Below are 26,218 nucleotides of genomic sequence, written 5' to 3'. Positions count from 1 at the left end.
TGATTGTGAGCAAGCTACACATCAATGCCTTTCGTTTTAAATTATTTTAAATGACTATCGAAGAATTTTACCATGGCATTATAGAATTCAATTCTATTTTCTTCATTTGCAAAGCCATGTCCTTCATTATCTTTTAGCATGTACTCTACATCCACACCTCTAGCGCGTAAGGCTTCCACAATTTGATCGGATTCTGCTTTGTTTACACGTGGGTCATTTGCTCCTTGAGCGACAAATAATGGTGTTTTGATTTTATCTGCATGGAAAACAGGAGAAACAGCAGTTAACAATTCTTTGTCTTTCTCTGGATGGCCTACACGCTCATAAAACATGTTACGCATAGTTTCCCAGTAAGGAGGGATGGTATTTAATAATGTAAATATGTTAGATACCCCGACATAATCAACTGCAGCAGCATATAAATCAGGTGTATACGTAATACCCGCTAATGTTGCATAACCACCAAAGGATGCCCCATAAATACCTATGCGATCAGGGTCTGCAATGCCTTGGTCAATTGCCCATTGGACACCATCAGTGATGTCATCTTGAATCTTCAGACCCCATTGCTTATTACCAGCTTGAAGGAACTCTTTACCATATCCAGTTGACGAACGGAAATTCACCTGTAGCACTGCATAGCCACGATTAGCTAATAATTGTACTTCTGGATTGAAGCCCCACATATCACGTGCCCACGGCCCACCATGAGGATTGACAATAAGAGGGAGATCTTTCGCTTCTTTATTTTTCGGTAAAGTTAAATAGCCATTGATTGTTAAACCATCTCTGCTCTTATATGAAATTGGATGCATTTCGGCAAGTTCATTCGGATTTAACCAAGGGCTTAAAGTGGCCAACTCGGTTAATTCATCTGTCGTAGAATCGTAATAATAATATTTTCCATAGACAGTATCACTTGAAACACTCACAATAAATTTTGTCATTTCTTTATTGTAATCATTGATACCAAGCTCACTTTCATGCACATTCAGCTTACCTTGAATTTTACGGAAAAGCTTTTCAAAGTTCTCGTCAAAGAATTGGTAATGTGTTTTATCTGTTATATATGCACCATATAGCAATTTATCGTGTTCGGCACTATATAAGACACCCGAAACATCTACCTGATCATTAGACATAATTACTTCTTCATTACCTTTTAAGTCGTATTTCACAACTTCTACTTTGTCTCTACCTTTGTTAGATGTAGCGTAAATGTATTGATTGTCTTTTGAGAAAGCTAGTGGCATTACTTCATCTCCAGCTTCCATTTCAATAAATGGCTTGAATTCATCCTTTTCAGAATCTCGATAAAGAATCGTTCCTTCCACACCATCTGAGGCTACAGCAATTCGTACATTTCCATTGCGATCTGCTAGCCAGCTCGTAATATTACCCGGATTTTTTGCAACGTGAGTTGTTTCCCCAGTCTTTACATTCAACTTGTAGACATCAAAAACTGTTGCATCTTCCTTATTCATCATGATAAGTATTTCATCTTTAACACCTTGTAGGCCACTTAATATCCCAACTGTGACGTTTGGATATGGCGTTAGATCTTTTTCCTCAGAGCCATTAAATGTTGTAGAATAAATATGGAAGTTTTCATCTCCACCTTTATCCTTTACGTAGAGTAAAGCATTATCCTTCCAGAAAAATCCTGCAACGTCCCGATCTTTTGAATTCGAAACACGAACAGGCTCACTATCATCATTCATCTTTTTCACGAAAACATTGGATCTATTCTCCCAAGCAGAAGAAAAAGTAATGTAATTGCCATCTGGCGAAAGTTCATAACCGAAATTTCCAGGATTTTTCATAAAGTCTTCAACTGAAATTTCCTTTACACCTTCATGATTAGAACCATTTTTTATTTGTTTTGCATTGTTTAAAATTTTTACTGCATCTGGTTTTGAAATTGCTTCTGAATTTAATAATAAACCATTAAATACACCAATCTTATTGGCCTTCTCTAAATACTCAGCAAGTGAAGTCTCTTTTTCTTCTTTATTTAAAGCTCTAACTAAAATACGAGCCACTTCTTCACGTTTAATAGTCAAACTTAAATCTGTGAATTCTCCAGCCTTTACCCATTTATCAATAATTTGTTGACGCATTGAATCTGAGCCGTGCTGGAATGTTAAAGTTGTTACAGCTAAATTCAAAAATTCCTGCGCTGATACACGTTCTTCTTGTGCTATTACGCCGCTATTTGTTTCATTGGCAGCACGAACATCTTGCATGGTTGCAGGAATAACCACAGAGGTTGTTAAAATGATTGCTAACGATGCAGATAAAAATCTTTTTTTCAAAATGATTCCTCCCTATATCAGTTTACGTTATATCGATTGTCGATATATTTAAATTATAGCAATTCTAGCATTATTGTCAATAATTGAGAGTTTTTTTATTCAGCCAAAATGAAAGCGAACTAAATAGAATAGTTCGCCATTACCTCTATTAAAATTTCCTGCTTGCTCCCCCACCAGCAGAAGATCCGCCACCAAATCCGCCAAAGCCCCCTCTACTCGAATGTCCTCCACCAAAACTACCTGGATAACCGCCATAGCCTCCAGAGCGAGGACCTCCGCCACCCTTCGAAAAGAATGAATAGATAATAATAACAACGATAATGATTAGGATAATTAACCAAGTGGGTATGTCATCCTCTTCTTTTGTTTGCGCTGGCAAATCACCGCTCCAATTATACTCTTGGGCAACAGCGCGAAAAACTTCAGAATAGGTTGCTTGAAAAGCTTGATCTAAATTACCAGTACTTGCTGAGGGATAAAATGCATTATCTAAAATGCGTCCTAATTTACCATCTGGTAATGCTCCCTCTAATCCCTGACCCACGGCAATTACAACGTCGTTATTTCCTTCCCCTTGACCTAAGGTAGCTAAAATCAGGACACCGTTATTTTTTTCCTTGTCACCAATGCCCCATGACCGAATCAATTTTGTCGCATACATTTTCGGCTCTTGTCCATGAAGACTATCAACTGTGACTACCATGATTTCAGCACCCGTGCCTTGATCCAACTGCTCAGAATATTGATTTATCTCTTCTTTGACATTCGCAGAAATTACATTGGCAAAGTCATGTATATACGTATTTTTCATCGGTGATGGCATCGTTGCTTCTGCTAGATTCGAGAAAAAAAGAAGCACCGAACAAACGATGATCATCTGTATAATGCAACGTTTCATTAATGTGTACCTGATTGACTAAAATCGATAGATGGTGCTTTGTCAGCTCCTGCTGTGGCTTTAAAGTATTCTTTTTGTTCAAAGCCAAACATCCCTGCCATTAAATTCCCCGGGAAACGTTTAACATGTTTATTGAATTGCTGTACCTCATTATTGTAATCCTCACGTGCTACTGCCAGACGATTTTCGGTACCTGCTAGCTCATCCATTAACTGGCGGAAATTTGCATCTGCCTTTAAGTTTGGGTAATTTTCTACAACTACTAGTAAACGACTAAGAGCGCCCGTTAAAGCATCATTGGCAACAGCTTGCTCCTCTGGTGAGCTTGCACTTCCCATTTGTGCACGTGCCTCCGTAATATTCGCTATCACCTCTTGCTCATGATTCGCATAGCCTTTCACAGATTCCACTAGATTGGGAATCAAATCATAGCGACGTTGGAGCTGATTTTCAACTTGTGCCCATTTAGAATCAACATTTTCCTCGGCTGTCACCAAACTATTGTATTTAGGTATAAATAATAAGGCGATTACAATAAAAATGATGACAATTATTCCAATTGGTCCAAGTAACTTTTTCAATTTTAATCCTCCTTGACTTGCTTTTCCTTCTATCTTTAGTCTACATTTTTACCTTTACATTTATACCGTATGAAATTGAATTGACACGACATACTAAATACTGCAACAAAAAATTATTGAGGAGGCGTTTTTTTTGTCACAATCGTTTTACAATGAATCATCAAACCAAACAAATTTAAATCAACAACATAGCCTAAATCATGGTGGACATGAAATGATGGACATGCATGAAACAATTGGCGAAATTATTGCAGGTATGAACCAAGCGATTATTTTGCGTCCCCATGTAAAAGATCCTGAATTACTCAACATTTTGGATCGCCAATATAATTTCACTCTTGGTATGTACAATACGATCGTAGAGTCCTTTAAAACAGGACACGATCCATCTGTTCCAACAGGACGCTACCAAATGGAAACAGGAAATGATTTCAAATATGGCCTAAATCCAGGTCAACCAAAAAAACCAATGCAAAACGCTAATGAAATTAATGATGAGGCTATTTCTGGATTTTTACTTGGAGCTCAAAAAGGAGCAGCAAAATGTATGACAACTGCTGCGTTGGAAACAACAAACCCTGTAGTTCGTCGCGTTGTTGCGGATAGTATTCCTAACTGTATTGAAATGGGATACGAATTATCTATTTATCAAAATAAACACGGCTATTATCAGGTGCCTCAGTATTCCCAACAGGATATGCAAACGATGCTGAATGCATTCGACACAACATCTAATCCCCTTCATTAAATAAGAACAGTGCATGGTGAATATTCACCATGCACTGCTGTTTTTAACATAAAAAAGCGAACGAGCATATCGTTCGCTTTTTCAGCTTTATAATACTTTTCCTAAAAACGCTTTCGTACGGTCACTTTGTGGATTGCCGAATAGTTCCTCTGGAGACCCTTCTTCTACAATATAGCCCCCATCCATGAAGACTACTCGATCGCCTACTTCACGAGCAAAGCCCATTTCATGTGTCACAACAACCATTGTCATCCCTTCAGCTGCTAGATTTTTCATAACATCTAGTACCTCTTTTACCATTTCAGGGTCAAGTGCTGAAGTTGGCTCGTCAAATAAAATAGCTTTTGGCTTCATTGCTAAGGCACGAGCAATCGCCACACGCTGTTGCTGACCACCTGATAGCTGCTCAGGATAATTATAGGCCTTGCTGTCGAGTCCAACCTTGTTTAATAGCTCATGTCCTAGAGCTTCTGCGTCTGTACGATTCATTTTACGAATTTGCATAGGTGCCATCGTGACATTATCGATAACAGTCATATGCGGGAATAAGTTAAATTGTTGGAACACCATACCCACTTCAGCGCGAATTTCATTGATATTCGTTTTAGGATCATTAATTTTTACATTTTCAATATAAATAGCACCATCCGTTACTTCTTCTAACATATTGATACAACGGAGAAATGTACTTTTTCCTGAACCAGACGGCCCAATAACACAGACAACTTGTTTTTCTTGAATTTCATAATCGATTCCTTTTAATACTTCAAGCTTGCCAAAGTATTTGTGTAGGTTTTCAATTTTTATCATCTTGCTTCCCGCCCTTCTACCTTAGCTTTACGAGGGACATAACTATTGCTAAATCGTTTCTCGATAAATGCTACAATCTTCGTTACACCATATGTCAAAACTAAATATAATAATGCTGCAACGATATACGGTTCCCAGAAGCGGAAGCTCGCACCAGCTACGACCTTACTAGCGTATAAAATATCTGGTGCTGCAATTACAGTTACAAGTGAAGAATCTTTTAATAATGCAATAAATTCATTCCCCAATGGTGGAATCATACGTCTAAATGCTTGCGGCAAAATGACCTTACGCATCGCTTGGTTATGCGTTAATCCAAGAGAGCGAGCAGCCTCCATTTGCCCTTTTGCAATACTTTGAATCCCTGCACGGAAAATTTCAGCATTATAAGCAGCACAGTTTAAAATAAGTGCTGTAATCCCCGATACCATATAACCTAAAGAATGACCAAAAATTGTCGGAATAACTGCTAAGTGAATTAACAAGATTTGTACAAGCATTGGTGTTCCACGGAATAAATCGATATATAGTTTAGATGGCCAATAAATCCATTTTTTACTCGATAATTTTCCAAGGCCTAAAAATAGCCCTAATAGAATACCGCCAAAATAACCACTAAGTGTCAAAATAAGTGTTACGCCAATACCTCGTATAAACATATCTCGGTAGTTCCAGACAATGTCCCAGCGTAAGTCAAAGATGTCCATCCGAAAACCCCATTCCCCTTTAAATTACGATTAATAAATGAGCCGTTAGCACAATCACTATGTTAATAGCATCATTTCATTCATTTTTATTCAAAATCAATGCCTGTAATTTCTTTTAATTTACCGTTTTCTTTAATCTTTTTAAGACCTTCGTTTAATTTATCTAGCAATTCTTTATTCCCTTTTTGAACCATGAAGCCATAGTATTCTTTTTCGAATGCATCATCTTCAATTACTTTTAGTTTTTGATCTGGGTGAGCTTTGATATATTCATAAACTACTGCGTTATCTCCGATAGCTGCATCAACATTCCCATTTAACATTTCTTGAATAGCGATTGGCTGACTTTCAAAAGCCATAATATTTGTACTTGCTTCCCCTTGTAGCTTTTTCGCCGCCATATGACCAGTAGCATTGATTTGTACAGATACTTTTTTATCTTTTAATTCATCAAGAGATTTAATCTTTGAATCTTCTTTCACAACAATTAATAACTGAGACTCATAATACGGTTCTGTAAAATCAAATGATTCTTTACGCTCTTCCGTAATTGTGATTCCAGAAGCACCGATATCTGTTTCACCGTTTTTAATTGTTTGGAACACTGGCTCCCATCCAATATTATTCCACTCAACCTCAAAGTCCATCTCATCTGCAATAGCTTGTAGAATATCGACATCAATCCCCACAATTTTCCCTGAATCGTCAACAGATTCAAATGGTGCAAAAGTGGCCTCAGTACCTACTTTATAAACTTTTTTGCCATCTCCACCATCTTCTGAAGAAGAGCTACCTGAAGATGCATTATCTTTTGTACCACATCCTGCAAGTGCTAATGTTAATGCTGCAATTATCATCAATAACATCCAACCTGTTTTTTTCATTGTATTTCCCCCTAGTTCGATAATTTTCCGAATTACGTATTATTTTTCGCAATTCGGAAATGTTAGACTATTAGGTCAATTATATTAACATTATAGTATTTAGACAACAACTTTTCGCATAAAATAAAATATTTTTTCATATAAATTTATAAGAAATTCATATAATTTGAGAAAACATGTATAAATAACAAGAAAATTAACCTAAAACTAATATATATACAATATGAACCATGCCAAATTTCGATAAATTTAGGCAAAAAAAAGAATCCCCTCAGATAGGATTCTTTTTTTTCGACTATTACTAGTCTCACGTACAGTATGTTCACTAAAAAATAATTTGGAGTTGTTGCTTTTTTGAAGGTTTGAAAGGAATAAATAGGGGAATAATGCCAACTAGGACAGTATTCCCTTTATTCTTCCTCTCGATCTCCAGTAAGCAGGCTGCTAAACTACTTATTAGGAGATGAGCTATAACAGTATATCAATTAATCAGTAAAATGGCGCCCTCGGAGGGAATCGAACCCCCAGTGCAAGAACCGGAATCTTACGTGTTATCCATTACACCACGAGGGCAAAAGACACAAAAAAAAAGTACTCACTCTAGGCTTACGAAAAGCATGATGTAGATAACCCTCATTTTTGAAGCATACCTGCAAAATAGTGTCCTGTACTTTAAACCTTATAACCTTAATCATTATACAAGCCTATCCTATATAATTCAACCATAGAATGCAAAAACAATTTATTTTTTTTAATTTCACTTTAGCAGGGTTAATATTTGACCTTCCCTGACTATAATGTGTATGATAAGGATACAGCTGAAATACAAAGGAAATTTTTCAGCAAAGGTATTCGAATTTAGCTTTTTAAGGAGGATTTAACATGAATTTAATTCCTACAGTTATTGAACAAACTAGTCGTGGTGAGCGTGCATATGACATTTATTCACGTCTACTTAAAGACCGTATTATCCTTTTAGGAAGTGCTATTGATGACAATGTTGCTAACTCCATTGTCGCACAGCTTCTTTTCCTACAAGCAGAAGATCCAGATAAAGATATCTCTCTTTATATTAACTCACCTGGCGGATCCATTACGGCTGGTATGGCTATCTATGACACAATGCAAATCATTAAACCACAGGTACAAACAATTTGTATTGGTATGGCTGCATCAATGGGAGCTTTCCTACTTGCAGCTGGAGAACCTGGTAAACGTTTTGCCTTACCAAATGCTGAAGTCATGATTCACCAACCACTAGGTGGTGCACAAGGTCAAGCGACAGAAATTGAAATTGCTGCTAAACGTATTCTATTCTTACGTGAAAAATTAAATGGCATTTTATCTGAACGCACTGGTCAACCACTTGAAGTCATTGCAAGAGACACAGATCGTGATAACTTCATGACTGCTGAACGTGCAAAAGAATACGGTTTAATCGATCATATTATGCACCGTAGCGATAATAAATAAAAAATAGAAGGCATCACAGAATTACTCTGTGATGCCTTTTATATTTAATGAATGTTAATCTTCATTTTCAATAATTGTTGCCAATGCTGTAACCGCTTGCTCAGCATCGTTACCTTCACTGCTTAAAGTCACTTCGGTACCTTTAGCAACTGCTAAGCTCATAACACCCATAATGGATTTGGCATTTACTTTTTTCTCATCTTTTTCTAGAAAGATATCAGCACTAAAACGATTTGCTTCTTGCACAAATAGTGCTGCTTGTCTAGCTTGTAGTCCTAATTTTAATTTAACCTGGACTCTTCTCTCAATCATTCTCAAAACTCCCCTTCACTACCGTTCGTCTATTAGTTTTATCTTACCTTACTTACTGGCAAAAGAACAATAAGCGATTAGCATGACATTCATACCTGAAAAGTATGATAACTTAACCACCTATTTTTTCACCACGCCTTAATGCATCCGCAATCTCATCAATTTTTCTCAATCGATGGTTAACACCAGATTTACTAACCGTTCCACTAGATACCATTTCACCAAGCTCTTTTAATGTCACATCTTGGTATTCAACACGGAGACGTGCTATTTCACGAAGCTTCTCTGGTAGTTGATCAAGACCAATTGAATTTTCAATAAATCGAATATTCTCAACCTGCCGTAATGCTGCTCCAATGGTTTTATTTAAATTGGCAGTTTCACAGTTCACAATACGGTTGACACTATTACGCATATCTCGCAAAATCCGAACATCTTCAAATTTCATCATAGCCTGATGCGCTCCAACAATATTAAGGAAATCTGAAATTTTTTCCGCTTCCTTTAAGTAAGTTACAAAGCCTTTTTTACGTTCAATTGTTTTGGCATTGAGTTCAAATTCATTCATCAAATCCATTAATGCCTCACCATGTTCTTTATATAAAGAATAAACCTCTAAATGATAAGCCGATGTTTCTGGATTATTGACGGAACCTCCTGCTAAAAAGGCTCCTCTTAAATAAGCTCTTTTTTGGCCACTCTTTTGAATGAGCTTTCTTGAGATAGTATGGTTAAATTGAAAGTCGTCTGAGATGATTTCTAAATCAATTAATAGCTCACGCGCTCCTTCTCTAACACGGCATATATACACATTATTTTTTTTCAATCGCATTTTCTTACGAACAAGTAATTCAACATTGTACGGATACAATTTTTTCATAATCGTATATAGTCTTCTAGCAATTGCAGCGTTTTCGGTTTGCACGTCTAAGCTTAGTTGTTTATTTGCAAAGGATAATGAACCATTCATACGAATTAGGGCAGAAACTTCTGCTTTCATACAATGATTGTCCGCTTCTATTTGTGTCAATTCTTTTTTTGTTTCAGAAGCAAAAGACATATCACGCCCCCCTTTCATTCATGATTTCTATGTATATGTTCATCTTACCATATACAATAAAGCCATTATGTTTCTATTATTGGTCCTCTTACTTTTTGATGGTAAATATCAGCATAATCTACCAGCCATTCTGCAACATTTGTAGCATTATGTCGAACCGTTCCATCTGGACGAATTGTAGCAATGTCTCGTTTGATAACTTCTAATCCCATACTTTCAAGCTTTGCTACGTCAAATGTTACTGGTTCCGCTCTTTCTTCTTTATACAGTTCTTTTACAGGGTTAGGGAGTTCTTCATCATTTACTAAAATGGAATCGATAAAATCATGGCCAACATGCTTATGTATAGCTGTTACATGATCGCCTGCTGTATAAGAAATGGTTTCACCCTTTTGTGTCATTAAATTACAAACATATATTTTTCTTCCCTTAGCCTTAACAACTGCTTCACCGATTTCCTTAACAAGCAAATTCGGAATAATACTTGTATATAAGCTTCCTGGTCCTATTAAAATATAGTCTGCACGAAGTATTGCACGAATAGCTTCTGGCAACGGTTGCACATTTTCAGGTACTAAAAAAACGCGATTAATGCGTTTTGTCGCTGTCGGAATTTTTGATTCTCCCTCGATAATTGAACCGTCCTCAAGCACAGCATGTAAGGTGATTTTTTTATTAGCAGCTGGAATAACTCGACCATGAACTTTTAAAACCTTTCCCATCTCACTGATAGCATGATTGAAATCACCGGTAATATCAGTAAGAGCTGTAAGCATTAAATTCCCTAAGGAGTGACCTCGTAAGTCTTCAGATGCCGAAAAACGGTATTGAAACATTTGCTCTACAAGGGGCTCAATATCTGATAATGCTGCAATCACATTGCGTACATCACCAGGCGGTGGGATATCGTAATCATCACGTAAACGACCTGAAGATCCACCATCATCTGCTACCGTTACAATAGCAGTAATATCAAATGGGTGATGCTTCAGCCCGCGAAGTAACGTGGAGAGCCCTGTGCCACCACCAATTACCACAAGCTTTGTTTGCTTTTTCCCCATTCACTCATTCCTTTCTACGATTAATATCACGATGCGTAATAACCGTATTTTCCTTGCCCGCAAAGTATGCACCAAAAAATTCTGCTAATGTCACGGAGCGATGCTGGCCCCCAGTACAACCAAAAGCAATAACAAGCTGTGATTTACCTTCTTGTCGATAGAGAGGAATCATAAAGTCTAATAAATCCGTCAGTTTTTGTATAAGGATCTGCGTATCTTCCAACGCTAACACATAAGAAGATACCTCTGTTTGTAGACCCGTTTTTGGACGTAGCTCCTCCACATAATACGGGTTTTTAAGAAAACGAACATCAAACACTAAGTCCGCATCAATCGGCATACCATGTTTAAAGCCAAAGGACATAATGTTAACGGTAAAAATAGTGTCTGCCTCACTTGCAAATTCTTTGACGATTTTTTCACGTAATTGCTTTGGTTTCATGTTAGATGTGTTATAAACAAAATTGGCACGACCCTTTACTTCAGATAAAAGTACTCGTTCCTGTTTAATTCCATCTAGAGGTAAACCATTCACTGCTAATGGATGTGCACGTCTTGTTTCTTTATAACGTCTGACTAATGTGGCATCATCTGCATCTAAAAATAAAATACGAGCAACAATATCGCCTTCTTTTAGTATATGGTCTAATGCGCCAATTAGAGCATCAAAAAAGTCACCTCCGCGCATATCCATTACTGCTGCAATTCGGGTACTGTTTTTACCAGAATCTCTTAATAAGGTTAAAAAAGTTGTAAGTAACGCAGGTGGTAAATTATCAATACAGTAATACCCTAAATCCTCAAAGCTTTGAATAGCTACTGTTTTCCCAGCCCCAGACATTCCTGTAATAATAACCAATTCATGTGTACTTTGTTGGCCTTCAACCACCACTGTCATGCAACTCCTTTATTGTTCTTTTGAAATTTGTATTTTCTGATGAAGTAATTCAAAATCTGTTGTATAGTCAAACGTGCCATACTGAATGCCTGATTGCGAAACAGCAAATTGTAAATTAGTTCGATCTCCTTCAGCCATTGGCAAATGTGCTAAATCCTCTACTGGGTGCCATGCAAGTTTGCCTTCTCTTGTTTCTTCGAACGGTACTCCATCTACATCCTTTGCAACAAATGTATAGAGCATCCATTCATCCACTACGTCATTGTTTTCTTTAATGATCATCGTATAAACACCCTTTAAATGAACATGTAAAGGTATGACGTTTGTCTCTTCTTGAAACTCTCGAATAGCAGCCTCAAAGATTGACTCGCCACTCTCCATTTTCCCTCCAGGAGCTACATACCAGCCTCGTCTTGGTTTCTGAAGTAATAATACTTTACCGTCTTTTACGGCTATTAAATTTGCAATTCTTTGCATAGGCACACCTCTAATCACTTTTGCATTCTACTCTTCATTATAACAAGACCTTGTAAGTTTTGTCCTCATTTACAACTCTTGTACGTAGACAATTAACAATTTAGTTCTATTCAAAGATAACCATTTCATCTTGGGCGAAATTTACATTTTCGTGATATTATTATTTGATTTTTTACGCATAAAAAAAGTAGGTTGCTCCCACCTATGGAGGCGGAAACAACCTACTAAACAAAATAAAAGGGGGATTGCTAATTACATTTTTAATCATACACCTTTTATATGTCATTCAAGTTACAGCAATATTAAAACCACATTAAAATTGTATTTTTTTCCTTAAAATAGCCATATTAGGCATTAATTTTCTCTAATAGCTCTTCTACATAATGTTGAACAGCTTGCGCGGCAATACTACCGTCACCAGTTGCTGTTACAATTTGACGAAGTGATTTTTCACGAACATCTCCAGCTGCAAAGATACCTGGAATTTTTGTTTCCATTGTTTCATTTGTCAAAATATAGCCAGCCTCATTTAAAATACCTAATGACTCAAATGGTTTAGTTAAAGGTAGCATACCTATATAGACGAATACACCATCTGTAGCAAATTCAGATTCTGTACCATCAACAGTTGATTGTAGTGTTACACTGCCAACTTTACCATTCGCTTCATTGATTTCTTTTACAGTTGCATTCCAAATGAAATCAATTTTTTCGTTGGCAAAGGCACGATCTTGTAGAATTTTTTGTGCACGTAATTTATCGCGACGGTGGACAATTGTCACTTTGTCAGCAAAGCGAGTTAAATAAACACCCTCTTCAACAGCTGAATCTCCGCCACCTACGACAACTAGATTTTTTTGTTTAAAGAATGCACCATCACATACTGCACAGTAGCTGACACCACGGCCACCAAGTTCTTTTTCACCAGGCACACCCATTTTTTTATACTCAGCACCAGTGGTAATAATAATGGCACGTGTTTTATATTCTTTTGCACCTGATTTAATTGTTTTATATTCTTCTCCATCGATGATTTCTGTGACATCACCATAGGCATATTCAGCACCAAATTTTTTAGCGTGCTCAAACATTTTTGTAGAAAGCTCTGGTCCTAAAATTGTCTCAAAACCTGGGTAGTTTTCTACTTCTTCTGTGTTTGCCATTTGTCCACCAGGAATGCCACGTTCAATCATTAGAGTTGACAAATTTGCACGAGATGTATAAACAGCGGCAGTCATCCCAGCAGGACCTGCACCAATAATTACTACATCATAAATTTTTTCTTCCGACATAAATACTTCCCCCTAAACAGAATACTTTTTATCTTCATTCAACCAATACATGTAACGCCATCTATAGAAGAAGATCAATGACGCTAAGGAAAAATTGGTGATAGCGTTAGTATGTTCATCGTATGTGAAAGTATAAAGTTATTCAACTATGTTGCTCACACATTAATTATGACTGTTTGGCAAAAACGTTAAGATTTCGTCAATATACTTCGATAAAGTAGATACAGATACTCCATATTGCTGCGCAATTTCCTTTTTTGTCACTTTAAGCATTTGTGAAGATCTGAATAAATAATCGTTTGCTCCTGCAATTGCTGTTGGATTTGTAAAACGATAATTTTCTATTAAAGCTTGTTCACATAGCACAAACCACATTTGAAACATCGGTACAATTAATGTTGATAGCTTTCCATACTGTTCTAATAAAATTTCTGAGACCTGTACTGATCGTAAAAAGCTTGCTTCTACTTTATTTTTCTTATCAAATTCATGTCCAAGTGCATAAGCCAAAAACAATTTTTCAAAAGAGCCGAATTGTTCAATATTTATCCATTTTGGATGGGCGATAATTTCTTGCTTATGCGCTGTACCTTTCAGTAAAAATAAACCAAAAATGCGCTCACTTGTATAAGTACTCTCTAATTTTTCAACAATAAAATCACGATCATGCTCCAATGCATCGAGTCCAAATTCATTTTCTTGTTGGCGCCAAGGCTCGAAGCCTTCTTTGTCTGGGTCTAGCTCTAGTAGCTGATCCCACGCACTTTTCGAAATCTCCTCATGTCCGGAGAAATAGGCAGCATGTGACAGCCAAAAGTAAAATCCTGCATCTCCTACATAGCCTCTCTTTTGCATACTGCGCAACCATTTATAGGCTAATTCATATTGGCCGATTAAGGCTAAGGTAGCACCAAGTTTATAACGATGCTCCCAAGTATAGGGTTGAATTTTAACAAGAATATTTAACAGTTCTTGTAAATCATCTTCATTTTTTTCATAATACGCAATCACCGTTAAATTGCATAATGCGTGTAGATTGCCCTTATTTTCACGTAGCACTGTATGCAAGAGAGCCTTTGCTTGCTCTTCTTCTCCAACATAAAAATAAGCGAGTGCTAGATTATTATAAGCTGACCAAAATGCTGGTCGATCTTCAATTAAATCTTCTAAAATAGTAATAGCTTCAGGAAAATCTCCCTTTTCCATACAACGACGGGCTTGCTCCTGACGATATAAATCCTCACCAGAGCCTTCAAGTTCTTCAAAATCATCTTGCTCAAAAGCAACAAACTCTAATATTTCTGCTGCTTCATCCGCATAAGCACCCTCAGGTTCTAGCTTTAAATATTCTTCTGCAAAGCGTTTTGCATCATGCATGATGCCCACACACCCTGATACTTCTGCCATGTAAAATATGATTTCTGGATTATCTGGATCAATTTGATAGGCGCGACGAAGTAGGTCATACGCTTCCTCAAAACGTTGACCTTCTAACTCTACTATGGCTAACTGCAAGATAATCATTGGATCGTCGGGACTTAAATCTACCGCACGCTGTAAATATTTATAGGCTTTATTCATTTGTCCACTGTTCATTGCTTGAATTGATTTCTTATAATAATAGTCGCCTGTTGGAATGAACGACACTATATTCGATTGAGTCTCATTTTGACGTTTCTTTTCCAATATATTTCCTCCGAAACAAGAAATAAGGAACGTATTCTACGTTCCTTTACACAGTAACTCCTATTATACCACACAATCAATAATATGCTGTTATTTCTCCTCGTGACGTTTTTCCAACACATGTAGAACATCATAAATGCTTACTTTTTGTTCTTGCAATAATACGAGTAGGTGATAAATTAAATCAGCTGCCTCCCATTTTACTTCCTCAGCATCTCGGTTTTTGGCACCAATGACCACCTCTGTTGCTTCTTCTCCAACCTTTTTACAGATTTTATCAATACCCTTATCAAATAAATATGTAGTGTATGCTCCTTCTGGCATTTCCTGCTCTCGCTTTTCGATGACACGGGCAAGTTTAGAAACGATGTCCACAGAGCCTACCTTCTCTTTTTGCTGAATAACCTCAGTGAAGCAAGAAATTGTACCATTATGACATGCTGGTCCTGTCGGAAGAACCTCCACTATTAACGCATCTTGATCACAATCAGCTTTGATTGAAATCACTTGTTGTGTATGGCCACTTGTTGCTCCCTTATGCCAAAGCTCTTGACGGGAACGAGAATAAAACCAAGTTTCCCCTGATTCAATTGTTTTAGCTAACGACTCCTTATTCATATAAGCTACCGTTAATACCTCTTTTGTATTGGCATCTTGTACCACAGCTGTAACAAGACCTCTCTCATCAAATTGAATGTTCTCTATCATCTTACTGCCACTCCTTTTTCACGTAAGTATTCCTTTACTTGGGCTACACTTGTTTCTTTATAATGGAAGATGGAGGCTGCTAGTGCAGCATCTGCATCAACCTCTTTTGCTAATACTTCGTAAAAATGTTCGGCATTTCCCGCTCCACCACTAGCAATCACAGGGACTGTCACAGCTTCACGCACAGCTTTGGTTAAGGCTAAATCAAAGCCTGATTTTTCTCCATCTTGATTCATACTTGTCAATAAAATCTCACCAGCTCCTAAGCGTACAGCCTCTTTGGCCCACTCAATGGCTGACCAAGATGTTTTGTTGCGTCCACCATGTGTATAAACCATCCATGTGCTATCTTCCTCACTATAGCGAGCATCGATTGCTACAACAATGCATTGTGCGCCAAAGTAATCAGAGCCTTCCTGAATAAGGGCAGGTCTTTCCAACGCGGATGTATTCACTGAAACTTTATCAGCACCTGCTCGTAAAATACGCTTCATATCATCCAACGTACGAATGCCTCCGCCAACAGTAAAGGGTATGGCAAGCGTAGCCGCTGTTTGACGAACGACATCTACCATCGTTTCTCGACCTTCATGCGAAGCAGAGATATCTAAAAATACAAGCTCATCTGCTCCTTGTTCATCATAAAACTTCGCAAGCTCCACGGGATCCCCTGCATCTCGGATAGAGACAAATTGTATACCTTTTACAACACGACCTTCCTTCACATCAAGACATGGGATAATACGTTTTGTTAGCATGCCTTCACACCTTTCAACCATTGCTCTAATAAATAAACACCTAATTCCCCTGATTTTTCAGGGTGAAATTGCATGCCAGTCACAGAACCATTCGTCATAATACCAGGTACTTGAATGCCGAAGTAATCAGCATAGGCAACAAGCTCTGATTCTACGATATCTGTTGCATAAAAGGAGTGAACAAAATAGACATGCTTCGCTGATACTTCATTGTGTAACCATGCAGGACGATTTGTCACAATCAGTTCATTCCACCCCATATGTGGTACTCTGTATGCTTGGCCCTCTTGGCTACCACTAAAGCGTTTAATACACCCCTTGAAAAATCCTAGCCCTTTTGTGGGGGTTACTTCATCACTCTGCTCGAATAATAATTGCATACCTAGACAAATTCCTAAAAGAGGACGGTTTTCTCTTTGTGCCTTCTGTAAATATTGGTCTAAGCTTGTTTCAGCTAAACGTTTTCTGGCATCAGGGAATGCACCCACCCCAGGTAATAAAAGTGCGTCAGCTGCATCTAACGCCTTCTCATCAGCAGTTATAATAACTTCACAGCCTAGCCTTTTTAATGCCTGCTCCACACTAAATAAATTACCCATTCCATAATCAATGACACCTATTTTCACGTCAACAGCCCCTTAGTCGATGGTACGCCTTTAACACGCGGGTCAATTTCCACTGCGGCATCAATCGCACGTGCTAATGCTTTGAAAATTGCCTCAATAATGTGATGTGTATTCTGTCCATAAGGTACTATTACATGAACATTCATCCTTGCCTCAAGGGCAAATTTCCATAAAAATTCATGCACTAATTCTGTATCAAACGTTCCTACTTTTTCTTTTAATGCTGGCACACGGTACTCTAGATGAGGTCGATTCGAGCAATCGACCACTACCTGAGCTAGTGCGTCATCCATCGGTACAAAGGCGTTACCATAGCGTTTTATGCCTTTCTTATCACCAAGTGCTTCTCGAACAGCCTGTCCTAATACAATACCAAGGTCCTCTGTTGTATGGTGATCATCAATATAAGTATCGCCATTTGCATGTATTGTGCCGTTAAATAGTCCATGCTTAATAAATAAGTCAAGCATATGGTCCATAAACCCCACGCCTGTTTGGATATCTGCCTTGCCTTCACCATCTAAATCAATTGCTACAGAAATTTGCGTTTCATTCGTTGTACGCTCTATCTTTGCATATCGTTTCTTTTCTGTCATCGTCCTATTCCTTCTCCCATCCACGTGATTCCACTGCACGAGCATGGCCCTCTAAGCCTTCCATACGCGCTAAACGTGCAATTTTTGGTGCATTGTCTCTCCAGGTTTTTTCACTATAGTAAACAATACTTGATTTTTTCACAAAATCATCAACATTTAAGCCACTTGCAAAACGAGCCGTACTATTGGTTGGTAGTACATGATTGGTCCCTGCAAAATAATCACCAACTGGCTCAGAACTATACCGACCTATAAAAATACCACCAGCATGTCTTATTTGCTCAGCTAACGCCTCCGCATTTTCCATCACAATTTCTAAATGCTCCGGTGCTAATGAATTAATGGCTTCCACTGCATCTGCCAATGTTTCAGCTACATAAATTACCCCAAATTTCTCTATGGAAGCACGAGCTACTTCTTGACGCGGTAAGTTCAGCAGCTGCTTCTCTACTTCCTCAGCTACTTTTTTGGCTAATTGCTCTGAGGTTGTGACAAGAATTGCACAAGCTAGTGGATCATGCTCTGCTTGTGATAAAAGGTCTGCAGCAATTTCATCAGGATAGGCTGTGTCATCAGCCAGCACAGCAATTTCACTCGGTCCCGCAATCATATCAATGGCCACTTCTCCAAATACCTCACGTTTGGCAAGTGCCACATAAATATTTCCTGGACCTGTTATTTTATCGACTGAGGAAATTGTTTCCGTGCCATAGGCAAGTGCAGCTATTGCTTGTGCCCCACCAACTTTATAAATCTCATCAATACCTAAAAGGTGAGCCGCCACAAGTACACCTGCTGGTAGTTTCCCATTCGGCCCTGCAGGTGAGGTAATAACAATACGTTTCACCCCTGCAACCTGCGCTGGTATCACATTCATCAATACCGATGAAGGGTAGGCCGCTGTACCACCTGGAACATATAGTCCTACTGCATCTAAAGCCGTTACCCGTTGGCCTAACCAAGAACCATCCCCCAGTTCTAGGCGATACCCTGAACGTATCTGTTGTTCATGATAAAAACGAATATTTTCTGCTGCTTCCGCTAAGTCCTTATATAGTTGAGGGTCGAGTTCACTTACAGCTTCTTGTATCTCTTCTTCAGAGACACGTAAACTTTTAGGGACATAGCCATCCCATCGCTCAGTATAGGTGCGTAACGCCGCATCTCCCTGTGTCTTAACATCCGAAAGCACTTGTCGTACAACTTTTATTTGTTCCTCATTTCCTCCTTCAAGTGGTCTCTTTAAGGAAATGCCTTTTTCAAGCTTTGTTATTTTCATAGGATTAATCCCCTTTAGTCCTTCATATGTAGCTACAAATGATTACTTTTTCTGCTCATTCACACATTTCTTTAATCGCCTCACAAGATCAATAATACGCTCACCTTTCATACGATAACTTACCGGGTTTGCAATTAATCGCGAAGAGACAGCAGTAATAAATTCATATTCTACTAAGCCGTTCTCTTTTAATGTACGACCTGTAGAAACAATATCGACAATTCGATCAGCTAAGCCAATCATTGGTGCTAATTCAATAGAGCCGTTGAGCTCGATGATTTCCACTTGTTCTCCAATGCCTTTGTAGTACTTCATGGCAATATTCGGATATTTCGTAGCAATTCTAGGTGCAATCTCATTCATGGAGGTGTTTGGTAGGCCTGCAGAAGCGATATAGCAATTACTAATTTTCAAATCAAGTAATTCGTGCACCTCTCGCTGTTGCTCTAACAGAACATCCTTTCCAGCAATACCAATATCAGCAACACCATGTTCAACATAGACAGGAACATCCATTGGCTTCGATAAAATAAAGCGAATTTTTTCCTCTGGTATTTCAATCATTAATTTACGTGACATTTCTACTTCTTCTGGTAAATTAAAACCTGCCTCTAACAACATTTGATATGCCTCTTCAAAGATTCTTCCTTTGGGCATTGCAATCGTTAATTCATTCACCGCCAACTTCCTCCTGTCCAACTACCACCACTTCTGTAAAGTATGCTAAAAAGGCCGCCTCATCGACTAGACTACTACGTAACTGCAAAGTAGCTAATTTTCCTGCTGCTCGTAAATTTTTAACCTTTAGTAAAGCTTCCTCAAATTGTTCTTCTTCAAAAAGAACAACTGTTGCTTCCTGTCGTTTCACTGACTGCCCATCTAATGTTTCTAATAAACGATCCACACGAATACTAAATCCTGTAGCACCAACCTTTGAACCAAAAACTTCTAACAAGCCATCATAACGACCACCATTTCCTAATAAAAAGCCACTTCCCACAGCAAATACTTCAAATAGCATACCCGTGTAATAACTCATATGACTCGAGAGTGTGAAATCGAAAGCTACATAATCAGCTAAATCAGCCATTTCAAGTAGTTGAGCAAGTTGTTGCATATATTCTAACGCATCATTTTTCCGAACATATTTTTCAATATCTCGTATATCTCTGACATTCATGGCTTCTTCAATAAATTGTAAGAGGGCATCGGATTTAGCTTTAGGCAGATCAAATGACTCTACTGCTTCTTCAAACCCTACGTAATTTCGTTGGACAAGCAATGTTCTAAGCGTTGTTTGCTGTTCGATACTCTCTGTGTAATCTTGTAAAATGCAATTTAATATACCAGCATGTCCAATTGTGATTTTAAACTCTTCCAATTTAAAGTGCTTTAATAGCTCCATTGCCGTTACAATAACTTCTGCATCGGCAAAAACGGATTGATCACCTATTAACTCAATTCCCATTTGATCAAACTCAGCAGGCCTGCCTCCCTCTGCTTCCTGAGCCCGAAAAACGCTTGCAAAATAGGCAAGACGTAGTGGGATCATTTCCTTTAATAGTTTCGATGTAGCTACTCGAGCAATCGGTGTAGTCATGTCAGGTCGCAGCACTAACGTATTTCCTTGGCTATCCACTAGCTTAAATAAATGAGCATCAGCAATCGCTGAAGCCTTCCCTACTGTATCGAAATACTCCACCGCAGGCGTTTTAATAAACTCATAACCCCTTTTATATAAAAAGTCTCTGCCCGCATGTCTAACTGCTTCAACTTTCTCATAGATTTGCGGGAATGTATCGCGCATTCCAAGTGGCTTTTCAAACATTTTTATCGACGACATATGGACACTTCCTCACATTTCACTTTAATTCACTAGAGTATTAGAGAATTAGATTATGAAAGAATTTTAACTTATTTCATTAAGACAGTCAACGATATCCTTATTAATTATCGAAATCTTTAAATACTTATTATTCTGTTAATTATACACATTGAATTGCAAAGACTTCCAAAAAAGCATCACTATGAGAATATGTCCAAATTGTTACTAACCAAATTTTAATCACTTTAAGTATTCGCTAAAAATTGATAATGATTCTCTCTTAACAAATCATTGATAAAAATAAAGAGTTTTCAATAGAGTATTCTCAATATCGAAACCCAATAATTATATCTATATAATTATTTTTACCCAATCGCTTAAAATGATTCTCAATCTCATTATCATCAACAATACTTTTATATCAATACATTTATTGATTATTACTCTCATTCTATTTTACTTTTTACATTTCAAAAAACTCAATATAGAATAGCATTAATAACAAAAAGAACCATATACATTACACATTGGAGGGATTTATTATGGCATGTCCATTCGTACAAATTAGTGAGCAAATGATCGTTAGTATTTGTAAAGGCGAATTTTATCCTGGTGACAAGGTAACACTTCACACAACTGAAGACATTGATGGGACTGCAATTAAATCAACTTTTGTTGAAACAACTTGCTTAGGTGATCATAACACTTGTGAATTCAAATCAGATTATGACGCAGCTCTTGCTTAAACAGTAAAAGCTACTCCAAAAGCTAGTGTTTTTGGGAGTAGCTTTTTATGCAAAAAACTCACGAAGTATATCTCTATACTACGTGAGTTTTATTATTTCTTTGGTGTACACCACTCTACAGCCTCATTACGTTTGCGCGCTGCCATTTGTTCAGCAGTATATATTATTCGCATTGGATTACCCCCTGCTAAACAGCCTGCTGGCACATCCTTATGTACAAGAGTGGCAGCTGAAACAATGGCACCATCACCAATTGTTACACCTGGTAAAATAGTTGTATTTGCCCCTATCATTACTTCTTTTCCGATATGAACATCACCTAAGCGATATTCCTCTATTAAATATTCATGCGCTAAAATGGTTGTATTAAAACCAATCACAGTATTGTCTCCAATGAAAATACGTTCAGGAAACATGGTATCTGGCATGACCATTAAGGCTAATGACGTTTGCTTACCAATAGTCATGTTTAAAAAAGTACGATATAGCCAGTTTTTCACACGTAAAAATGGTGTGAAGCGTCCAATTTGAATGACAATGAAACACTTCATCATCTTCCAAAAGGACACCGTGTCATAGATATTCCAAAGTGAATTGGCTCCTTCGACACGGTAACGTTCGGTTTTACGCGCCATCTACCTTACCCCTCTTTCACAATATCAAATAAATCTGACATATGCTGCAACATATATTCTGGTTGATACTGCTGTAAGTAAGCCTCTCCCTTAATTGCCCAAGCAACACCCGCTGCTCTTACACCAGCACGATGTCCAGCTTCAATATCGTGCGAATTATCACCAATCATAATCGCATAGTCTTTTTCTATCCCTAATCGTTCCAACGCAAGCAATACTGGCTCTGGATCAGGCTTCACATTGTTCACATCATCTGTACCAATACGCACATCAAATAGCTGCGTTGCACCAAGAATAGCAAGTCCACGATCGATGGTCTCATTACGTTTCGTCGAAACAATAGCCAATTTTATACCTTGAGCTTTTAACTGCTCTAGAGTTGACACAACATCAGGATATTGGCTGACTAGGTCATCATGGTGTGCGATATTCCAAGCGCGATACATCTCTATCAAATCGTCTTCTTCACCTGGTGCAATGTCATTAAATGTCTGTTTCAATGATGGACCAATGAATTTCAGGCAATCTTTTGGCGAATATTGCCCGGGAAATCGCTCATTTAATACATGCATAAATGTTTGAATGATTAAATCATTTGTATTTAGTAAAGTCCCATCGAAATCAAATAGTAGTGCCTTTACAGCCATCTTTTACAACCCCTTATTTATTTTCCAAGTATTTTACGGCTGGTTTCACCTTTATTCTACGATAAATAATTGCACCTAGACCAACTACAATACCAATAATGGAAACAACCTGTGCTGAACGTAAATCTCCCACTAAGTAAAGGCTATCTGTACGCATTCCTTCGATATAGAAACGACCAATTGAATACCAAATTAAATAGCTAAAGAATATTTCTCCACGATGTAAGTTCACTTTACGCAAAGCTAATAAAATAACAAGCCCAATCAGGTTCCAAATCGATTCATATAAAAAAGTGGGATGAACATATGAACCTAATTCTTCAATATACATTTGATTAATAATCCAATCTGGTAGCATTAGGTTTTCTAAAAATGCTTTCGATACCTCGCCACCATAAGCCTCTTGGTTCATAAAGTTGCCCCATCGACCAATAATCTGCCCGATTAAAATACTAGGTGCTGCAATATCTGCTACTCGTAAAAAGCTTACATTTTTTATACGAGTATATATGTAAGCTGTGACAAATGCCCCGATGAGTGCACCATGGATGGCAATACCACCATTCCATATCTCTATGATCTTGCCTGGATTTTCGCTATAGTAATCCCATCGCATTGACACATAGTAAATACGTGCACAGATAATGGATATAGGAACTGCCCATAATAATAAATCTGCAAGAAAGTCTTCAGGCAAACCTCGTTTAACGGCCTCTCTTTGCCCAACAATATAGGCTAAAATGATTCCCGACACAATTAGCAATCCATACCAACGAACTGGAATTGGTCCTAAATGAAAGGCAATCGGGTCAATTTGCAATAGTAATAAATCCATCTTCTACTCCTCTCAATATGTCATAAACAATGTTGTTCGCTTTTTAATCGTCTAACACATCATTTGATGTAATCACTTCATCTAAACGTCTTGAAAATTCCTCTGCCGCATTGACGCCCATTTTCTTTAAACGATAGTTCATCGCTGCCACTTCAATAATAACGGAGACATTGCGTCCTGGTCTTACTGGAATTGTTAGTTTTGTTAGTTCCGTATCAATTATTTTCATTTTTTCTTCTTCTAAGCCCAATCGATCATAAACTTTTTGTGGATCCCATATTTCGAGCTCAATGATGAGGGTAATACGTTTATAGGGGCGTACTGCACTTGCACCAAAGAGTGTCATAATGTCAATAATGCCGATGCCTCGTATTTCCAATAAGTGCTCTAACAAAGGTGGAGGGCTTCCAATTAATAGGTTTTCTGATTCTTGACGAATTTCAACACAATCATCAGCAACTAAACGATGGCCCTTTTTTACAAGCTCAAGTGCTGTTTCACTTTTACCTACGCCGCTTTTGCCGATTATAAGTACACCAATGCCATACACATCGACAAGTACACCATGTGCTGCTGTCATTGGAGCTAAGCGCCCCTCTAAGTAGTTCGTCAATCTACTCGAAAATTTGGTTGTTGTCATATGTGTTTTAAACACAGGTACATGCTTTTCGTTTGAGGCCTGAATAAGCTCCTCTGGTACTTCTAAATCTCTAGAAATAATAATAGCAGGTGTATCCTGTGAACAAAGTAAACGCATACGCTCAAGCTTAACATCCGCTGGGAGCATTTCAAAAAAGGAAAGTTCAGTCTTGCCAAGCAATTGTACTCGATTTGCTGGATAGTGAGTAAAGTATCCTGCCATCTCAAGCCCTGGTCTTGAGATATCACTTGTCACAATTGTCCTGCCTATTCCTTCTTCACCAGCTAATAACTCTAATTTAAATTTCTCCATAACATCTCTTGTTAATACTACGACCAATGAAAAAGCCTCCAATCAATGGATAAGGTTCATCTTATTTTAGCATGTCTATGTGTAAAAGAAATGTATTTACTCTCAATACAGCGTTTACTTGCACTAAAAAAACTAGCGGCTCTCCAGCCCGCTAGTTTTTAAAAAGCAATTATTTTTGAGTTGCTAACCATTTAGCAACAGCTTCAGCATCTGCACCTTTTACTAATCCTGCAGGCATGCCGTTTTTACCATTATTTATAATATCTAAAATTTCTGATTCAGACAAACGTGAACCTACATCATTTAATGCTGGACCATTTGCACCTTGTAGCTCGCCACCATGACAAGTAACACAAGATTTCATCGCTATTGCTTCGCCATCTGGCTCTGTAGCAGTCTCATTACCATTATTTGATGCAGTTTTATCTCCGCCGCCACATGCAGCTAAGAAGATTGCTGATCCGAACACTAATGTTAACATTGCTTTTTTCATTAGTACCCCTCCTCATAATAAATACCTTACGCCGCCATTATACCAAAATTATGCACGTTTGAAACCTTCTCCTAATACCTCATATGCATCAGAAACGATAACAAACGCTGATGGGTCAACGCTTTTAATGAGTTGTTTCAGCTTTGTGAATTCTGTTTGATAAACAACAACCATCAGAACTGGTCGTGCTTCTCCTGTATACCCTCCAATTGCTGGTAACTTCGTTACACCACGATTAATTTCAGCATAAATGGCTTCCCTTACCTCATCTTGTTTCAATGTAATGATATAGACCATTTTAGACTGACTAAAACCTAGCTGAATAATATCAATCGTTTTTGTGGTAACATAAAGTCCAATCAGAGCATACAAACCTTTTTCTAAGTCAAAAACAATTGCTGCACTAATTGCGATAACGCCATCTATTAACAGCACACTTGTTCCAAGCGACAATCCTGTAAACTTCGTAATGATTTGCGCCAGTAAATCAGTGCCACCAGTTGAAGCATTCCCCTTAAAGACCAGTCCTATTCCTAGGCCAACAACAATTCCACCAAAAAGAGCACCCAATAAAGGATTATCAGTCCAGGGCTCCCAGCTATTCGTTAATAAGACGATAAAAGGTAATGTAATTGTCCCAATAAAGGATTTTATTCCAAATTTTTTGCCCAACAATAAAACACCAGCAATAAAAAGCGGAATGTTAAATGCATACTGAACAATTCCCGGATTCCAACCAAATAAACCATGCAAAATCGTACTTATTCCACTTACCCCACCTGAAGCGACTTGATTTGGTAATAAAAAGACATTAAAACCAATAGCAATTATTGCCGCTCCTACAATGACATACACATACTCCACAATGCTATCTCTCACATCATGTTTCATTTCCCCACGCCCACTTCAACTATCA

Annotated in this window: 29 protein-coding genes and 1 tRNA gene; 3 read left to right on the top strand and 27 right to left on the bottom strand. The window is 37.9% G+C overall.

The annotated features are described in order from the left end of the window. Positions 1-41 precede the first annotated feature (41 nt). The 3 genes from EW028_RS12765 to EW028_RS12755 form a co-directional block, all read right to left on the bottom strand. The gene (locus tag EW028_RS12765) at positions 42-2,315 is read right to left on the bottom strand and encodes a S9 family peptidase (protein WP_131521140.1); all 2,274 of its coding nucleotides are present in this window, start codon (positions 2,313-2,315) and stop codon (positions 42-44) included. Between the two features lie 148 nt (positions 2,316-2,463). Further along, positions 2,464-3,213, bottom strand: coding sequence for a TPM domain-containing protein (locus EW028_RS12760; protein WP_131521139.1), 750 nt, complete (start codon positions 3,211-3,213; stop codon positions 2,464-2,466). Then, on the bottom strand, positions 3,213-3,794 hold the full coding sequence (locus tag EW028_RS12755) for a LemA family protein (RefSeq protein WP_131521138.1): 582 nt from the start codon (positions 3,792-3,794) through the stop codon (positions 3,213-3,215). The genes EW028_RS12760 and EW028_RS12755 overlap by 1 nt, the downstream gene beginning before the upstream one ends. Before the next feature lie 133 nt (positions 3,795-3,927). Here EW028_RS12755 and EW028_RS12750 point away from each other — a divergent pair, with 133 nt between their 5' ends. Beyond that, the gene (locus EW028_RS12750; RefSeq protein ID WP_004228038.1) at positions 3,928-4,542 is read left to right on the top strand and encodes a spore coat protein; all 615 of its coding nucleotides are present in this window, start codon (positions 3,928-3,930) and stop codon (positions 4,540-4,542) included. Between the two features lie 87 nt (positions 4,543-4,629). Here EW028_RS12750 and EW028_RS12745 read toward each other — a convergent pair whose 3' ends face one another. The 4 genes from EW028_RS12745 to EW028_RS12730 all read right to left on the bottom strand — a co-directional run bounded on the left by EW028_RS12745 (position 4,630) and on the right by EW028_RS12730 (position 7,516). Further along, the gene (locus EW028_RS12745; protein ID WP_131521137.1) at positions 4,630-5,352 is read right to left on the bottom strand and encodes an amino acid ABC transporter ATP-binding protein; all 723 of its coding nucleotides are present in this window, start codon (positions 5,350-5,352) and stop codon (positions 4,630-4,632) included. Continuing rightward, a complete protein-coding gene (locus EW028_RS12740; RefSeq protein WP_004228035.1) occupies positions 5,349-6,059 on the bottom strand; it encodes an amino acid ABC transporter permease in 711 nt (236 codons plus the stop codon). Before EW028_RS12740 ends, EW028_RS12745 begins: the two co-directional genes overlap by 4 nt. An 86-nt stretch (positions 6,060-6,145) precedes the next feature. Continuing rightward, positions 6,146-6,943 carry a basic amino acid ABC transporter substrate-binding protein gene (locus EW028_RS12735; protein ID WP_131521136.1) on the bottom strand — a complete coding sequence of 266 codons (798 nt, stop codon included), beginning with the start codon at positions 6,941-6,943 and terminating at the stop codon, positions 6,146-6,148. 498 nt (positions 6,944-7,441) lie between these two features. Continuing rightward, positions 7,442-7,516 (bottom strand) — tRNA-Arg (locus EW028_RS12730). A 309-nt stretch (positions 7,517-7,825) separates the two neighbouring features. Here EW028_RS12730 and clpP point away from each other — a divergent pair. Then, entirely contained in the window at positions 7,826-8,416 is a 591-nt protein-coding gene (clpP, locus tag EW028_RS12725) for an ATP-dependent Clp endopeptidase proteolytic subunit ClpP (RefSeq protein WP_004228025.1), read from the top strand. A gap of 54 nt (positions 8,417-8,470) precedes the next feature. Here the strand turns inward: clpP and EW028_RS12720 are convergent, their stop codons facing one another. The 14 genes from EW028_RS12720 to EW028_RS12655 all read right to left on the bottom strand — a co-directional run bounded on the left by EW028_RS12720 (position 8,471) and on the right by EW028_RS12655 (position 21,012). Beyond that, entirely contained in the window at positions 8,471-8,728 is a 258-nt protein-coding gene (locus tag EW028_RS12720) for an HPr family phosphocarrier protein (protein ID WP_004228023.1), read from the bottom strand. A 112-nt stretch (positions 8,729-8,840) separates the two neighbouring features. Beyond that, positions 8,841-9,788, bottom strand: a complete 948-nt coding sequence (gene whiA, locus EW028_RS12715) for a DNA-binding protein WhiA (protein ID WP_004228019.1) — start codon at positions 9,786-9,788, stop codon at positions 8,841-8,843. A gap of 65 nt (positions 9,789-9,853) precedes the next feature. Continuing rightward, positions 9,854-10,849: a gluconeogenesis factor YvcK family protein gene (locus EW028_RS12710; protein ID WP_054549565.1), complete on the bottom strand. Its 996-nt coding sequence runs from the start codon at positions 10,847-10,849 to the stop codon at positions 9,854-9,856. Positions 10,850-10,853: 4 nt separating this feature from the next. Further along, complete coding sequence (gene rapZ, locus EW028_RS12705; protein ID WP_054549566.1) at positions 10,854-11,747, bottom strand: RNase adapter RapZ; 894 nt, start codon at positions 11,745-11,747, stop codon at positions 10,854-10,856. Between the two features lie 9 nt (positions 11,748-11,756). Beyond that, positions 11,757-12,224 (bottom strand): NUDIX hydrolase, encoded by a 468-nt coding sequence (locus tag EW028_RS12700; protein WP_131521135.1) that lies wholly within the window; start codon positions 12,222-12,224, stop codon positions 11,757-11,759. Between the two features lie 347 nt (positions 12,225-12,571). Continuing rightward, positions 12,572-13,516: a thioredoxin-disulfide reductase gene (gene trxB, locus EW028_RS12695; protein ID WP_054549567.1), complete on the bottom strand. Its 945-nt coding sequence runs from the start codon at positions 13,514-13,516 to the stop codon at positions 12,572-12,574. Positions 13,517-13,678: 162 nt separating this feature from the next. Further along, the gene (locus EW028_RS12690; protein WP_131521134.1) at positions 13,679-15,202 is read right to left on the bottom strand and encodes a tetratricopeptide repeat protein; all 1,524 of its coding nucleotides are present in this window, start codon (positions 15,200-15,202) and stop codon (positions 13,679-13,681) included. 90 nt (positions 15,203-15,292) lie between these two features. Further along, on the bottom strand, positions 15,293-15,910 hold the full coding sequence (gene hisIE / locus EW028_RS12685) for a bifunctional phosphoribosyl-AMP cyclohydrolase/phosphoribosyl-ATP diphosphatase HisIE (RefSeq protein ID WP_131521133.1): 618 nt from the start codon (positions 15,908-15,910) through the stop codon (positions 15,293-15,295). Continuing rightward, a complete protein-coding gene (hisF, locus tag EW028_RS12680) occupies positions 15,907-16,668 on the bottom strand; it encodes an imidazole glycerol phosphate synthase subunit HisF (RefSeq protein ID WP_131521132.1) in 762 nt (253 codons plus the stop codon). The genes hisIE and hisF overlap by 4 nt, the downstream gene beginning before the upstream one ends. Next, positions 16,662-17,294 (bottom strand): imidazole glycerol phosphate synthase subunit HisH, encoded by a 633-nt coding sequence (gene hisH, locus EW028_RS12675; RefSeq protein ID WP_131521131.1) that lies wholly within the window; start codon positions 17,292-17,294, stop codon positions 16,662-16,664. The genes hisF and hisH overlap by 7 nt, the downstream gene beginning before the upstream one ends. Then, entirely contained in the window at positions 17,291-17,890 is a 600-nt protein-coding gene (hisB, locus tag EW028_RS12670) for an imidazoleglycerol-phosphate dehydratase HisB (protein ID WP_004227994.1), read from the bottom strand. The genes hisH and hisB overlap by 4 nt, the downstream gene beginning before the upstream one ends. Before the next feature lie 4 nt (positions 17,891-17,894). Beyond that, the gene (hisD, locus tag EW028_RS12665) at positions 17,895-19,169 is read right to left on the bottom strand and encodes a histidinol dehydrogenase (RefSeq protein WP_131521130.1); all 1,275 of its coding nucleotides are present in this window, start codon (positions 19,167-19,169) and stop codon (positions 17,895-17,897) included. A 42-nt stretch (positions 19,170-19,211) separates the two neighbouring features. Then, a complete protein-coding gene (gene hisG / locus EW028_RS12660) occupies positions 19,212-19,847 on the bottom strand; it encodes an ATP phosphoribosyltransferase (RefSeq protein WP_048390844.1) in 636 nt (211 codons plus the stop codon). Next, a complete protein-coding gene (locus tag EW028_RS12655) occupies positions 19,840-21,012 on the bottom strand; it encodes an ATP phosphoribosyltransferase regulatory subunit (protein ID WP_131521129.1) in 1,173 nt (390 codons plus the stop codon). The genes hisG and EW028_RS12655 overlap by 8 nt, the downstream gene beginning before the upstream one ends. 524 nt (positions 21,013-21,536) lie before the next feature. Between EW028_RS12655 and EW028_RS12650 the strand changes: the two genes are divergently transcribed. Next, positions 21,537-21,740, top strand: a complete 204-nt coding sequence (locus EW028_RS12650) for a hypothetical protein (RefSeq protein ID WP_131521128.1) — start codon at positions 21,537-21,539, stop codon at positions 21,738-21,740. A 92-nt stretch (positions 21,741-21,832) separates the two neighbouring features. Here the strand turns inward: EW028_RS12650 and EW028_RS12645 are convergent, their stop codons facing one another. The 6 genes from EW028_RS12645 to EW028_RS12615 form a co-directional block, all read right to left on the bottom strand. Further along, positions 21,833-22,375, bottom strand: a complete 543-nt coding sequence (locus EW028_RS12645) for an acyltransferase (RefSeq protein ID WP_131521127.1) — start codon at positions 22,373-22,375, stop codon at positions 21,833-21,835. A gap of 5 nt (positions 22,376-22,380) precedes the next feature. Further along, entirely contained in the window at positions 22,381-23,022 is a 642-nt protein-coding gene (ppaX, locus tag EW028_RS12640) for a pyrophosphatase PpaX (protein ID WP_131521126.1), read from the bottom strand. Between the two features lie 13 nt (positions 23,023-23,035). Further along, a complete protein-coding gene (gene lgt / locus EW028_RS12635; RefSeq protein WP_131521125.1) occupies positions 23,036-23,857 on the bottom strand; it encodes a prolipoprotein diacylglyceryl transferase in 822 nt (273 codons plus the stop codon). Between the two features lie 43 nt (positions 23,858-23,900). Continuing rightward, positions 23,901-24,836 carry an HPr(Ser) kinase/phosphatase gene (gene hprK, locus EW028_RS12630; protein ID WP_131521124.1) on the bottom strand — a complete coding sequence of 312 codons (936 nt, stop codon included), beginning with the start codon at positions 24,834-24,836 and terminating at the stop codon, positions 23,901-23,903. Positions 24,837-24,978: 142 nt separating this feature from the next. Further along, positions 24,979-25,302 (bottom strand): cytochrome c551, encoded by a 324-nt coding sequence (gene cccB, locus EW028_RS12620; RefSeq protein WP_048390832.1) that lies wholly within the window; start codon positions 25,300-25,302, stop codon positions 24,979-24,981. Positions 25,303-25,350: 48 nt separating this feature from the next. Beyond that, positions 25,351-26,193 (bottom strand): YitT family protein, encoded by an 843-nt coding sequence (locus tag EW028_RS12615; protein WP_004227970.1) that lies wholly within the window; start codon positions 26,191-26,193, stop codon positions 25,351-25,353. Positions 26,194-26,218 lie beyond the last annotated feature (25 nt).

It is taken from the genome of Lysinibacillus sp. OL1 (assembly GCF_004332175.1).
In the GTDB taxonomy this organism is placed as follows: domain Bacteria; phylum Bacillota; class Bacilli; order Bacillales_A; family Planococcaceae; genus Lysinibacillus; species Lysinibacillus capsici.
Note: the sequence above shows the minus strand (reverse complement) of the source record. Positions and strands in the feature narration are given on the sequence as shown.